The sequence below is a fragment of the uncultured Nocardioides sp. genome (assembly GCF_947488025.1).
In the GTDB taxonomy this organism is placed as follows: Bacteria; Actinomycetota; Actinomycetes; order Propionibacteriales; family Nocardioidaceae; genus Nocardioides.
The window spans coordinates 127042-139746 of record NZ_CANKYS010000008.1; the positions used below are offsets into that span (position 1 = coordinate 127042).

Annotated in this window: 14 protein-coding genes and 3 tRNA genes; 10 read left to right on the forward strand and 7 right to left on the reverse strand. The window is 71.6% G+C overall.

The genetic code is table 11. The features are described 5' to 3' along the window. Window positions 1-4 precede the first annotated feature (4 nt). The 4 genes from Q1B24_RS14335 (at window position 5) to Q1B24_RS14350 (ending at window position 1652) form a co-directional block, all read left to right on the forward strand. Window positions 5-77: transfer RNA gene (locus tag Q1B24_RS14335), tRNA-Gly, on the forward strand. 35 nt (window positions 78-112) lie between these two features. Next, a tRNA-Cys gene (locus Q1B24_RS14340) sits at window positions 113-183 on the forward strand. A gap of 35 nt (window positions 184-218) precedes the next feature. Continuing rightward, window positions 219-293 (forward strand) — tRNA-Val (locus Q1B24_RS14345). Between the two features lie 141 nt (window positions 294-434). Continuing rightward, a complete protein-coding gene (locus Q1B24_RS14350; protein ID WP_299929898.1) occupies window positions 435-1652 on the forward strand; it encodes a cation:proton antiporter in 1218 nt (405 codons plus the stop codon). On the opposite strand, the gene Q1B24_RS14355 is transcribed toward Q1B24_RS14350, so the two are convergent. The 6 genes from Q1B24_RS14355 to Q1B24_RS14380 all read right to left on the reverse strand — a co-directional run bounded on the left by Q1B24_RS14355 (window position 1649) and on the right by Q1B24_RS14380 (window position 7190). After that, on the reverse strand, window positions 1649-2032 hold the full coding sequence (locus Q1B24_RS14355) for a hypothetical protein (RefSeq protein ID WP_299929900.1): 384 nt from the start codon (window positions 2030-2032) through the stop codon (window positions 1649-1651). The genes Q1B24_RS14350 and Q1B24_RS14355 overlap by 4 nt on opposite strands. 48 nt (window positions 2033-2080) lie before the next feature. After that, window positions 2081-2296, reverse strand: a complete 216-nt coding sequence (locus Q1B24_RS14360) for a hypothetical protein (protein ID WP_299929903.1) — start codon at window positions 2294-2296, stop codon at window positions 2081-2083. Between the two features lie 138 nt (window positions 2297-2434). Further along, on the reverse strand, window positions 2435-4054 hold the full coding sequence (locus Q1B24_RS14365) for a CHAP domain-containing protein (protein WP_299929906.1): 1620 nt from the start codon (window positions 4052-4054) through the stop codon (window positions 2435-2437). A 440-nt stretch (window positions 4055-4494) separates the two neighbouring features. Further along, window positions 4495-5118, reverse strand: coding sequence for a hypothetical protein (locus tag Q1B24_RS14370; protein WP_299929908.1), 624 nt, complete (start codon window positions 5116-5118; stop codon window positions 4495-4497). A gap of 12 nt (window positions 5119-5130) precedes the next feature. Further along, window positions 5131-6222, reverse strand: coding sequence for a potassium channel family protein (locus Q1B24_RS14375; protein ID WP_299929911.1), 1092 nt, complete (start codon window positions 6220-6222; stop codon window positions 5131-5133). A 2-nt stretch (window positions 6223-6224) separates the two neighbouring features. Then, window positions 6225-7190: a YihY/virulence factor BrkB family protein gene (locus Q1B24_RS14380; protein ID WP_299929913.1), complete on the reverse strand. Its 966-nt coding sequence runs from the start codon at window positions 7188-7190 to the stop codon at window positions 6225-6227. 109 nt (window positions 7191-7299) lie between these two features. Here Q1B24_RS14380 and Q1B24_RS14385 point away from each other — a divergent pair, with 109 nt between their 5' ends. The 3 genes from Q1B24_RS14385 to Q1B24_RS14395 all read left to right on the forward strand — a co-directional run bounded on the left by Q1B24_RS14385 (window position 7300) and on the right by Q1B24_RS14395 (window position 9875). After that, complete coding sequence (locus tag Q1B24_RS14385) at window positions 7300-8952, forward strand: acyl-CoA dehydrogenase family protein (protein ID WP_299929916.1); 1653 nt, start codon at window positions 7300-7302, stop codon at window positions 8950-8952. Between the two features lie 95 nt (window positions 8953-9047). Beyond that, a complete protein-coding gene (locus Q1B24_RS14390; RefSeq protein ID WP_299929919.1) occupies window positions 9048-9347 on the forward strand; it encodes a hypothetical protein in 300 nt (99 codons plus the stop codon). 168 nt (window positions 9348-9515) lie between these two features. Then, window positions 9516-9875, forward strand: a complete 360-nt coding sequence (locus Q1B24_RS14395; RefSeq protein ID WP_299929922.1) for a hypothetical protein — start codon at window positions 9516-9518, stop codon at window positions 9873-9875. Here Q1B24_RS14395 and pgm read toward each other — a convergent pair. After that, window positions 9856-11499, reverse strand: coding sequence for a phosphoglucomutase (alpha-D-glucose-1,6-bisphosphate-dependent) (gene pgm / locus Q1B24_RS14400; protein ID WP_299929925.1), 1644 nt, complete (start codon window positions 11497-11499; stop codon window positions 9856-9858). The genes Q1B24_RS14395 and pgm overlap by 20 nt on opposite strands. A 130-nt stretch (window positions 11500-11629) precedes the next feature. On the opposite strand from pgm, the gene Q1B24_RS14405 reads away from it, so the two are divergent. Genes Q1B24_RS14405 through Q1B24_RS14415 form a run of 3 tightly spaced genes read left to right on the forward strand, consistent with a single transcriptional unit; the run spans window position 11630 to window position 12703 of the window. Then, a complete protein-coding gene (locus tag Q1B24_RS14405; RefSeq protein ID WP_299929928.1) occupies window positions 11630-11980 on the forward strand; it encodes a YciI family protein in 351 nt (116 codons plus the stop codon). Between the two features lie 10 nt (window positions 11981-11990). Further along, a complete protein-coding gene (locus Q1B24_RS14410; RefSeq protein ID WP_299929930.1) occupies window positions 11991-12350 on the forward strand; it encodes a YciI family protein in 360 nt (119 codons plus the stop codon). After that, entirely contained in the window at window positions 12347-12703 is a 357-nt protein-coding gene (locus tag Q1B24_RS14415) for a YciI family protein (RefSeq protein WP_299929933.1), read from the forward strand. Before Q1B24_RS14410 ends, Q1B24_RS14415 begins: the two co-directional genes overlap by 4 nt. Window positions 12704-12705: the final 2 nt, after the last annotated feature.

Sequence of the window (12705 nt, forward strand, 5' to 3'; positions counted from 1 at the left end):
GCAGGCGGACATAGCTCAGTTGGTAGAGCGCAACCTTGCCAAGGTTGAGGTCGCGAGTTCGAGTCTCGTTGTCCGCTCGGAAGGTCTCCCCCGTTCATTTCGGAACCTCCACGGTGGGTTGGCCGAGAGGCGAGGCAACGGACTGCAAATCCGTCTACACGGGTTCAAATCCCGTACCCACCTCCGCCAGAGATCGACACCGACACAACTCAAGACATGGGCGATTGGCGCAGCGGTAGCGCGCTTCCTTGACACGGAAGAGGTCACTGGTTCAAACCCAGTATCGCCCACCACAAACCGGCAGGTCAGAGGCTCAGCTCCTCGACCTGCCGGTTTTCTCGTACCCCGACATGCGGGGCTGGACTCCGGCTTGCAGCCGGACGGGCGTCGCCCTAGCGTGCCGAAGACCAGTGCCCGTCCGGGACAGGAGTCGCATGCCGTCGGTTGCCGTGTCACTGTTCTGGATCTCGGTCGTCGCCGTCGCGGCTCCCATCATCGCTGGCCTGGTGCCGCGACGGCTGGTCCCGGAGGTCGTCTTCCTGCTCGCACTGGGGATGCTGATCGGACCGTTCGGGCTCGAGCTGGCCGTCGAGGGTGCGCCCATCGAGCTGCTGAGCGACCTCGGACTGGGCATGCTGTTCCTCCTCGCCGGGTTCGAGATCGACCCGGCGGAGCTGGCCGGACGGGCCGGGCGACGGGCCGGCCTGACCTGGCTGGCGTGCCTGGGCGTCGCCTTCGCCCTCACAGCGTGGCTGGCTGGAGTGGGGGTGGTCCAGGAGGAGGTGGCCCTGGCCATCGCCCTGACGTCGACCGCCTTGGGCACCCTGTTGCCGATCCTCAAGGACTCCGGCATGACCACCGGCCGGGTGGGCGCATCGGTGCTGCGCCACGGTGCGTACGGCGAGCTCGGGCCGGTCGTGGCCATGGCCCTGCTGCTCGGCACCCGGGGCGCGGAGGAGTCGTTCCTGGTCCTGCTGGTCTTCGCGGTGGTGGCGCTCCTGCTGACGATCCCGTCGCGGCGCCTGCGTGGTGGCAGCTCGTGGTTGCTCGTGCACATCCGCCGCGGGGCGGAGTCGACCAGCCAGACGCCCGTGCGGTTGACCATCCTGCTCCTCGTCACCCTGAGCGTGGTGGCGAACGAGCTCGACCTGGACATCGTGCTCGCCGCGTTCGCGGCCGGCTTCATCCTCCGGTTGACGCTCCCCGACGGCGACGAGAGCTTCGAGGCTCGGCTCGAGGGCATCGCCTTCGGGCTGCTGGTCCCGGTGTTCTTCGTGACCTCGGGCATGGCCATCGACCCGCGCGCCATCGGGCGCGAGCCGGCGGCCTTCGCAGCGGTGCTCGTGCTGATCCTTTCCGCCCGCGCACTGCCGGTCTTCATCGCCAGCCGGTCCCTCGGCCCGCGCGCGGACCGCCTCGGCGCCCGCGACAGCGCCGCTACCGCGCTCTTCGCCGCCACCGGGCTGCCCATCATCGTCGCGGTCACGTCGGTCTCGGTGGACGCGGGTCAGATGTCGACCGAGACCGCCTCGGTGCTCGTGGGCGCCGGCGCCACCACCGTCCTCGTCCTGCCCATGCTCGCCATGGTCCTGCTGGGCAGCACGCAGGGTCGCGACCGGGCCTCGCCCGGAGTAGACACCCCGACGGACTAGCGAGCGTCGCCCGGAGCGCCCCCGGTCCGCGCGTCACGAGCCTCCGCCAGGTCGGCAAGGAGGGAGTCGACCACGACGAGGCCACCTCCGAGCACGATCGCAGCGACCGGCACCGGCAGCCTCGTCTTCCGCAGCGCCGTCATCGCCGCCAGCATCACGGTCGACCACGTCGCGACCGAGGTGGCGAAGGGCACGGTTGTGCGCTTCCAGGGCTCTTCCGCGTCAGGGACGACGGTGAAGCCCTGGAGGCCGGGCCTGCCCAGGAACCAGCCGCCCGCAAAACCGGCGAGGAGGATGGGCGAGCGCTTGGAGGCGTCAGGTGCGAGGCACGCGAGCGCCACCCCGGTCCCGCGGACCACAGCTCCCGCTCGCACCTTCATCCGCTGCACCTCTCGTCCGATCGTCTCGCGCCACCGTGACGGCAGCGCCTACCCGCTGTTCCGCGCCGGTGGCGCGGGCCACGGGTCCTGGTCCGTCGCCGCCTGCACGGCCCAGGCGATGCCTCGCCACACGGCCACGGCCGCCAGCAAGGCCGCGCCGATGGTCGCCAGGACGACCACCTCGTCCTGCGAACGCCCGGTGCCGTCACTGACGACGCCGACGACCCGTCTGACGGCGCTGTGCGGAGTGCCGATCCCTGTCATGGTCCGCCTCTCCCTGGCGCGCACGCTGCACGGGAACCACGCGCGAGGTCGACCGTGATGTCGACGGTGGTCCGCCCACCACGATGCGCGCCTTCCCGCTGCCCCGCCCTCACCCTCCGGGGGTGAGGGCGACCATCGTCACGACTTCGTGCGAGGCACCGTGACCGTCGTACGCGCGACAGCCGCCTGCACGACGTCGGTGCCGGCGTAGCGCACGACCACGGGCCTGTTCCCGGGCTTGACGTCGCGCACGACGAGGCGCACCCTCCCGTCGACGAGCGCACCCTCCATCGTCCGTCGTCCGACGGCGACGGTGATCGCGCCCGCGGGCTTGGGCGCGCCCAGGGCCTTGACGCGGATGTCGACGGCCACCCTTCCCCGCTTGGCCTCGGTGCGCACCCGCACCTTCGGCGTGGTCGTGACGGGGGACGCCACGGTCAGCGTCTCCGTGGTGGCGCGGAAGTTCCGCCGGTCGTGCGTGACCTCGACGGTCAGGCCGCGACCGACGTCCCCGCGACGGACGGTGTAGGCCCGGTGGGTGGCCTTGGCGATGCGTCGACCGTCCCGGAGCCACTGGTAGGTGGTCGACGCATTGCTGGGACGGAGCCGGCCTGGCTTCACGACGATGCGGCTCCCCACCTGCGGCGCACCCTTGACCCGGGACGGGCTGCGGAGTGCGACAGCCTTGGCGAGGACGGGCGCGGTCGCCGACGCGGTCGACCTCGACTTCTTGTAGCCCTTGGCGCTCGCGATGACGCGGGCGCTGATCTGCTTGCCGATCTGGTCACGGGTGAGGGTCAGCGTCGCACCGGTGGCACCGTCGAGGGCGTTCCCGTCGGCGTACCACTGCGTCTTCGCCTTGGTGGGTTGCGGCGCCCACGACGGCGGGGTGAGCGTGAGGGTCGTGCCGACCTCCGGAGCACCCTGGATGGTCGGCGCCTGGGTGGGCTGGAAGGTGCCCGGGGCGACGGGCGCGGTTGCGGGGGCCGCGGCGCCCGGGGTGTACCCGTCCAGCTGCGCGGTCACCTGGGCGGTCAGGGTCTTGCCCTTGACGTCGGGCGTGGGCACGTAGCCGGCCGTGGTGGCGCCCGGGATGGCGGCCCCGTCGGCGAGCCACTGGACGGTGACGCTCGTCGGCGCGGGGGTCCACCCGCCGACCGCCACCTCGAGCGGTGCGCCGACCATCGGCGTACCGGCGATGGTCGGGGGTGACGTGGGCTGGACCACGCGGTCGTTGAAGTGGATGAACCCGCTCGGCCAGCCGCCGCCGGACTTGGTGATGCGGCGCCAGTAGAAGTCGCCGCCCCAGTAGTCCTCGGAGACGATGATCTCGGTGTCGGAGATGACCTGCTCGACGTAGGCGACGTGGCCCGCCGAACCGGCCGGCGTCACGTGGGGCTTGTACCAGGCGACCGAGCCCACCGTCGGGACCTGGTCGGTGATGCCTGCCATCGCCACGCCCCAGTTGGACGCGTTGCCGCTGCCGGTCCACGGACGGACGTTGGGCATGCCGGACTGGATCAGGCGGTACGCCACGTAGTTGGTGCAGTTGTGCCCGGCGTACATCCGCCAGTACATCGTCGAGGAGACCTGCCGGTAGCCGGCGTTCCCGTACCCGGCGGCCTCGCAGCCCTGGTAGCCGGAGCACAGGTACGTCGAGGACGCGAGGCTGATCCGACCGGCCGTGGTCGGCATGACCAACAGGAGCAGCGCGAGCACTCCGGCGAACAGCTGTGCGGTGCGGACGGCTCGATGCACGACGTCCCGGAGGGCCGACGTGGGCGCGGGAGGCCGCTGTGACGAGTGAGGCTCTTGTGACTGTTGGTGCACAAGGAGCGATCGTATGAGCCAGAAGTCAAGCGCGCCACGCCGATGAGTGAAGATCAACCATGTAATTCTCTCACCGCGGTGGCAGCGGCCCCTTCGTCCGGTGACGTGCAGGCATCATCCCGCCCCAGGGGTGAGCCGATGTATCAAGCAGGCCCTGACGAGCACCTCCCGGGCAGATCGAGTTGCGTGGGGCTCTCGGTCGAGGCCCTGCCGGCCCGCGCTGTGACGTACGGCCGGCAGGGCCGCTCGGGGTCGAGCCGACGGCAGCGAGCGGACTTGTTGGCCTCTTCTGACTCTTCGAGGCCGTTGCAACGGCCTCCAGGAGTCGGACTCCCCGCTCGAGCGGGGAGTCTGCGCCAGGGGCCCGGCTAGAACTCGTAGCCGAACTCCCGGATGGTCCGCGCGAAGCGCTGCGCCACGATGTCGGCGTCGCCGGGACCGTAGAGCTCGCGGTAGTGCGGCCCGCTCCCCTGCTTGGCGTGCGGCAGGTCGAGGGCGATGCCGAGACGGGCGGAGACGTCCACGACCGCGGCCGGCAGCTCCTCGTAGCGGTAGACCCGGTCCACGACCACCTGGCCGTCGAGGCGGTAGAGCCGCTCGTTGAGGGCCAGGCGCTCCATGCGCCTGGGAGTGCGGACGAACTCGGCGAAGGACTTGGTGAAGGTCGGCTTGCGCGCGCTGTAGCGGTAGGACGAGGCCACCACGTCGAACGGGTTCCGCTCCACCGCGAAGGTGAAGTAGGCGTCCCAGGTCTCGCGGCCGATGACCTCGATGACGCGGCGCGCCCCCATGTGGGCGTACGAGCTGGGGTCGGTGTCGTCGTTCTGGGGCCCGACTCCCCCGGCGGCGGCGCGCAGCTCCTCGTCCTCGGGGCTGATCCGGGTGACGATGTCGGTCGGCCCGCAGTGGCGCGAGAGCGCGATCTCGAGGCTGGTGCCGGCGGTCTTGCGGGTCTTGACGAAGACGAAGCGGTGACGGTGCGAGGCGATCACGACGGCTGGCTCTCAGTCGTCCTCGTCGGCCAGCTCCTCGCCGTGGGTGCCGGGACGCGGCGCCCACGGGAGCTCCTTGGCCGGGCGGATGACGATGAGCCGGTCGCCGCGGGCGAGCAGCGAGACCACGGGGTCGAAGTAGCGGTAGACCTTCTCGTCACGCACGACGGCGATGACCTGGTCGGGCAGCCGCTGGGGCTGCTTGCCGACCTCGGCGACCAGCAGGTCGCGCTCGGCGACCTCGAGGCCCTCGCCATAGGTCATCAGGTCCTCCATGACCGAGCCCAGCATCGGCGACATCGACGACAGCCCGAGGAGCCGGCCGACGGCGTCGGAGGAGGTGATCACCGAGTTGGCGCCCGACTGCCTCATCAGCGGGACGTTCTCGTGCTCGCGGACCGAGGCCACGATCCAGGCGTCGGGGTTCACCTGCCGCACGGTCAGCGTGACGAGCACGTTGGAGTCGTCGCGGTCCGTCGTGATGATGACGTGGGTGGCCTTCTCCACCCCCGCCTGGCGCAGCACGCCGCGACGGGTGGCGTCACCCGCGATGCCGACGAGCTGGTCGCGGTTGGCCTCCTCCATCGCCACGGCGTCCGGATCGACCACGACGATCGACCCGCGCTCGTAGCCGTTGTTGAGCAGGGTCTCGATGGCGCTGCGGCCCTTGGTGCCGTAGCCGATCACGACGACGTGCTGGTCCATGTTCCTCTTCCTCCACCGGGCGACCCGGAACATCTCTCGTCCCTGCGAGGCAAGGACCTCGAGGGTGGTGCCGATCAGCAGGACGAGGAAGGCGATGCGGGCCGGCGTGATGATGAACGCGTTGACCAGGCGGGCCTGGTCGGTCACCGGGGCGATGTCGCCGTAGCCGGTCGTGCTGAGCGTGACGGTCGTGTAGTAGATCGCGTCGATCCAGCTGATGGTGTCGGTGGGGTCGTTGCCGTCCGTGTAGCCGTCCCGGTCGAAGTAGACGATCAGGACGGTGCCGACGAGGATCGCGAGGGCGGCCAGCAGTCGCCGGCCGAGCTCCCACCACGGCGACCGGGTCTGCTCGGGGAGGGAGACCCGTCCCACGCTGGGGTGGACGCTGTCGGCACGCACGGTCAGGAGTCTCGCACGCTGATCCGCTCGCGCAGGCGCTGCACCAGTTCCAGCCGCGCGCGGGTCGTGCTCTTCTGCGGGAACACGGTGTCGAAGGCGGCGTTGACCGCTGCTCCGATGAGTACGGCGAGCGCGAGCAGGTAGAGCCACAGCAGCACCGCGATGGGCGCGGCCAGCGGGCCGTAGATCGAGCGCGACTCGGCAGCCGTCACCGTCAGCACCCACCGCAGGGTGTAGGACCCGGCGATCCAGCAGAAGAGGGCGAAGACGGCGCCGGGCAGGTTGAAGCTCCAGTTGGTCCGCACCGGGACGGACACGTGGTAGAGCGTGGCGAGGAAGCAGATGCACAGGACGAGCACGACCGGCCAGTAGAGGCTGTTGACGAAGTCGAGCCGCTCCGGCAGGACCCGGTCGACCAGGGTCGGTCCGGCGACGACGAGCGGGATGCTCACCGCACCGGTCACCATCGCCAGGACGTAGAGCACGAAGGACAGCGCCCGGGTGGCGACGATCCCCCGGTGACCGCCGAGCCCGTGCATGATCGTGATGGTGTCGACGAAGACGTTGAGCGCGCGCGAGCCCGACCAGAGGGCGAGGACGAAGCCGATCGAGATGACGTCGTAGCGACCGCCGTCGAGCACCTCCTGGAGGGTCGGGGCGATGATCCGGTCCACGGCCCGGTCGGTCAGCGCCTGGCGCGAGATCTCGAGGACGGCGTTGCTCACGTCCTCGACCTGGGTCGCGGTGAACCGCTCGCTGACGAAGCCCACGGCGCCGGCGAGGGCGAAGATCAGCGGCGGGACCGACAGCACCGCGAAGAACGCCGCCTCGGCGGCGAGCCCGGTGACGCGGTGGCGCAGGCAGGAGCCGACGGTCGTGACGATGATGCGCCACAGGTGCTCACGCCACCGACGCAGCACCACCTCCGCGCGGCGCGGGGCAGGGGTGTCCTCGCGCGCCTCGACCATGCCGACCACGCTATCGAGGCGGCGTACCGATGGACCGGACCCGCGCGGCGGTTCGACCGACGACGTGGCCCTCGTCACGCGGCCCCGGCGCGAGCCCTACGGTGGGCCCATGGACGACAGCACCACCTTCGACGCCCGCACCGCCACCAACCAGGCGCCCGCCCTCGTGGGGCACAACGTCGTCACCTCGGACCTCGCCCTCACCGAGGCGCTGACCCGCCACGGGTCGGCGGCGTTGGTCGACGAGCTCATCCCGCTCGGTGCCGAGGCGGGCACGGCGGAGGCGCGCGAGCACGGGATGCTGGCCAACCGCCACCACCCCGAGCTGACGTCGTACGACCGCTGGGGCAACCGCGTCGACGAGGTCGAGTTCCACCCCTCGTGGCACTGGCTGATGGAGCGGGCGGTCGGCCACGGGCTGCAGGCAGCGCCGTGGGAGCAGCAGGAGGCGGGCGACCCGCACGCCCACCTGCGCCGCGCCGCCGGCTTCCTCGCGTGGTCGCAGACCGAGCCGGGGCACGGCTGCCCGATCTCGATGACGTACGCCGCCGTGCCCGCGCTGCGCGCCGACGAGGCCATCGCGCGGCAGTGGACGCCGCTGCTGGCGGCACGCTCGTACGAGCCCGGCGTCCGCGGCCGCTCCGCCAAGACCGGCGCGCTGGCCGGCATGGGGATGACCGAGAAGCAGGGCGGCTCCGACGTGCGCGCGAACCAGACCCGCGCGACGCCGACGTCGGAGGACGGGTGGTACCGCCTCGACGGGCACAAGTGGTTCACCTCCGCGCCGATGAACGACGTGTTCCTCGTGCTCGCGCAGGCCGACGGCGGCATGACCTGCTTCGTCGTCCCGCGGGTGCTCGAGGACGGCTCGCGCAACCGGATCGACGTCGTGCGGCTCAAGGACAAGCTCGGCAACCGGTCCAACGCCTCGAGCGAGCTCGAGCTCAACGGCACGCTTGCCCAGCGCCTCGGCGACGAGGGCCGCGGTGTGCGGACGATCATCGAGATGGTCGCCGCCACCCGCCTCGACTGCGTCCTCGGGTCGGCCGCCCTGATGCGACACGCGCTCGCCGAGGCGTCGTGGCACGTCGCGCACCGCTCGGCCTTCGGCGGCCTGCTCGTCGACAAGCCGCTCATGCAGAACGTGGTCGCCGACCTGGCCGTCGAGTCCGAGGCCGCCACCGCGCTGGCGATGCGGCTCGCAGCGGCCGTCGACCGCCCGGGCGACCCGCACGAGGTGGCGCTGCGCCGGATCGCCCTGCCGCTCGCGAAGTTCTGGGTGTGCAAGCGCACGCCCGCGATGGTCGCCGAGGCGCTGGAGTGCCTCGGCGGCAACGGCTACGTCGAGGACTCCGGGCTGCCGCTGATGTTCCGCGAGTCACCGCTCAACTCGATCTGGGAGGGCTCGGGCAACGTCAACGCGCTCGACGTGCTCCGCGCGCTGGGCCGCGAGCCCGAGGTGCTCCAGGCCTGGATCACCGAGGTCGGTGCCGCCCGCGGGGCGGACAGCCGCCTCGACCGGGCGGTCGACGACACCCTCGCGCTCCTCGGTGAGGGGGCCGGTCTCGAAGCCGGAGCGCGGCGGCTCGCCGGCCGGATGGCCGCGTGCCTGCAGGGCTCTCTGCTCGTGCGGTACGCACCGCCCGAGGTGGCCGACGCCTTCTGCGGCAGCCGGTTCGGGACGTCGTACGGCGGCACGTTCGGCATGCTCGACAGCGGGTCACTGCGCGAGGTCGTGGACCGGGCCACGCCGCAGCCCTGACCGCGTCGCGCACGAGGTCGTCAGGACACACCTGACCGATCGGCCACCCGCACGGCCCCGCACGACATAGCGTGGCCGGATCGAGAGGAGTCGTGATGTCAGGCAAGGGCAGCACGTTGTTCACCGTCGGCACCCTGCTGCGGCACGCACAGGACGCCGGCGCGCCCGTACGCCTGCTGGTGCAGGGCACCTGGCTGGACGGCCGGATCGTCGGCGCCGACGGCCTCGGGGTGGTGCTCGACGACGGCAACGCCCAGCAGGTGCTGGTCCGCCTCGACGCGATCGTCGCGGTCAGCTTCTCGCGGGCCGACATCGACGAGCCCGACGACCGGGCGGCTCGGTCCCACGGACGTCGGCGGCGCGACCCGATCGAGGCAGGCCCGGTCGGCGGCTGACCGGTCGGGCTGACTGGTCCACACCACCCGGCGCCCTGTCCCGCACGCTCGTCGCAGGTTCGTCGAAGTCCTCGGCCACGCTCGTCCCACCACCGGTCCGGCGAGCGACCCGCGACCTAGGTTCGCCGCACCCACATCGCGTGGGGATTCCTGGTGGGGAGGTGGGGGATGACCAAGCTCTCGAGCACGATGCTCAGCGTGGGGACGCTGCTCCGGCGGGCCGAGGACACGGGCGCCGAGGTCAGTGTCCTGGTCGCGGGCAGCTGGCTGCAGGGACGCGTGATCGGCTGCGACGGCCTCGGTGCGGTGCTCGACGACGGCGACGGGCAGGCCCTGGTCCGGCTCGACGCCGTCACGGCGGTGCGGTTCGACCGCACCCGGATCGAGCACGCCGACGGCGCCGACGCCCGTTCGCACGGTGGCAGCGAGCGCGGGCCGATCGAGGCGGGCCCGGTGACGGTGCCACGCCCCGCGCGGGGTGAGCACCCCATCCGCATGCTGCAGGGCCTCACCGCAGAGCCGTGCTGACGACCTCCCGTGCCTCCTCCTGCACCTGGGCAAGGTGCTCGGGGCCGCGGAAGGACTCCGCGTAGATCTTGTAGACGTCCTCGGTGCCACTGGGCCGCGCGGCGAACCACGCCGACTCGGTCGTCACCTTGAGCCCGCCGATCTTCGCGCCGTTGCCGGGCGCCTCGGTGAGCTTGCCGGTGATCTCCTCCCCCGCCAGCGTCGTGGCCGAGACGTCGTCGGGCGAGAGCGCGCCGAGCTTGGCCTTCTCCTCGCGGCTGGCCGGAGCGTCGATGCGGGCGTACGCCGGGTCGCCGTGCCGGGCGACGAGCTCGGCGTAGTGCTGGCTGGGCGTCTTGCCGGTGGCGCCCAGGATCTCGCTCGCGAGCAGGGCGAGCAGGAGGCCGTCCTTGTCGGTGGTCCAGGTGGAGCCGTCGCGACGCAGGAACGACGCACCGGCCGACTCCTCGCCGCCGAACCCGAAGGACCCGTCCATCAGGCCGGGCACGAACCACTTGAAGCCCACCGGCACCTCCACCAGCGGCTTGCCGATCGACTCGGCCACCCGGTCGATCATCGAGCTCGACACCAGCGTCTTGCCGATGCGCGTGTCCTCGGGCCAGCCGGGCCGGGCACCGCCGAAGAGGTGCGCGATCGCGACCGCGAGGAAGTGGTTGGGATTCATCAGGCCGGCGTCGGGCGTGACGATGCCGTGCCGGTCGGCGTCGGCGTCGTTGCCGGTCGCGACGTCGTACTCGTCCTTGCGACCCACCAGTGACGCCATGGCGTGCGGCGAGGAGCAGTCCATCCGGATCTTGCCGTCCCAGTCGAGGGTCATGAACCGCCAGGTCGGGTCGACCAGCGGGTTGACCACGGACAGGTCGAGCCGGTGCCGGTCGGCGATCTCGCCCCAGTAGGCCACGCTCGCGCCGCCCAGCGGGTCGGCGCCGATCCGCACGCCGGCGTCGCGCACCGCGTCGAGGTCGAGCACCGACGGCAGGTCGTCGACGTAGGTGCCGAGGAAGTCGTAGGACCCCACCGCGGCCCGCGCCTTCGCGAAGGAGACCCGTCGCACGCCGGCGATGTTGCCGCGGATGAGCTCGTTGGCCCGGGCGGCGATGACGCTGGTGGCGTCGGAGTCGGCGGGCCCGCCGTGGGGCGGGTTGTACTTGAAGCCGCCGTCCTGGGGCGGGTTGTGCGACGGGGTCACCACGATCCCGTCGGCGAGTCCCGCGCCCGTCGTACGTCCCTGGTTGGCGCGCAGGATCGCGTGGCTCACGGCCGGGGTCGGGGTGAAGCCGTCGCGGTCGTCGACGAGCACCGTGACGTCGTTGGCGACCAGCACCTCGAGGGCGGTCGCCCACGCCGGCTCGGACAGCGCGTGGGTGTCGCGACCGATGAAGAGCGGGCCGTCGTAGCCCTGCTCCCGGCGGTAGTCGCAGATCGCCTGCGTGGTTGCGGCGATGTGGACCTCGTTGAAGGAGGTGGTGAGCGAGGTGCCGCGGTGGCCGCTGGTGCCGAAGGCGACCTGCTGCGACACGTCGTCGGGGTCGGGCTCGAGGTCGAAGTAGGCCGTCACGAGGTGGGAGACGTCCACCAGGTCCTCGGTGCGGGCGGGCTGTCCGGCTCTCTCGTGGGTGGCCATGGGCCCATCTTGGCGGGTCGGACAACTCCCGTCGAGAAACCTGCCCGGCGCTGTCGATCCGTGTCGGGCTGATCCGTCAGAGTGGTGAGGCCGCAGTCCCGCGGCCCGCGACCTGAAGGAGCCACCGGCGATGAGCCGCTACCTGATCCTGCTGCCCGCACCCGAGGCCGACTGGGCCGACCTGCCGCCCGAGGAGCACGAGAAGGGACACCGCTCCCACCAGCAGTTCCAGCGCGACCTGGCGGACAAGGGGCACACCCTCGTCACCGTCAGCCCGCTCGAGCCCTCCGCGCAGGCCACGTCCATGCGGCCCGACGGCTCCGGTGGCGCACTGGTCACCGACGGACCGTTCAGCGAGACGGCCGAGCAGGTGGTCGGCTTCTACCTCGTCGACTCGGAGGACGGTGCGGCGCTGCGGGCCGCGTGCGAGCGGTTCGCCTCGCGCGGTGAGCACCTCGAGCTCCGCCGACTGGCGGAGTGAGGAGCACGAGATGACCGAGTACGTCGTCCTGCTGATGGGGGACGCCGAGCGCTGGTGGGACCTGCCCGAGGAGGAGCGAAGGGCCGGCTACGCGGCGCACGAGGAGTTCTCGGCCCGGCTGGTGGAGCACGGGCACCGCATCACCGGCGGCGCCGAGCTGCACCGCGCGTCCGAGGCGAGGACCATCGCGCCCCGCGCCACCGAGGTCACCGACGGCCCGTGGGCAGAGACCCACGAGCAGGTGGGTGGGTTCTACCTCGTCGAGACCGACGACCTCGACGACCTGATGGAGTGCTGCCTGTTGCTGGCAGCGACCGGCGACGCCGTCGAGGTGCGGCGCTGCGTGAGCGAGAAGGAGCGTGCGTCATGAAGTACCTCGTGCTGCTGATCGGCGACGGCGCGGAGAAGCCGTGGCCCGAGCAGACGGAGACGGAGCAGATGGCGGCGATGGCAAAGTTCGGGGCGTTCGACGCGGCCTGCCGCGAGCGCGAGGGCGTCGAGCTGCTGGCCGGCGAGGCGTTGAGCGGACCGGGCGACGCCACGGTGATGCGCACGTCGGGCGAGGGCCGGGTGGCTCTGACCGACGGTCCCTACGCCGAGGTCATCGAGGGGATGGGCGGCTTCTACCTGCTCGAGGCGCCCGACCTCGACGTCGTCGTGGAGCTGCTGAGGCTGCTGCCGCCGTACGACATCCAGATCCACCCGACTGTGGACATGTCCTGACC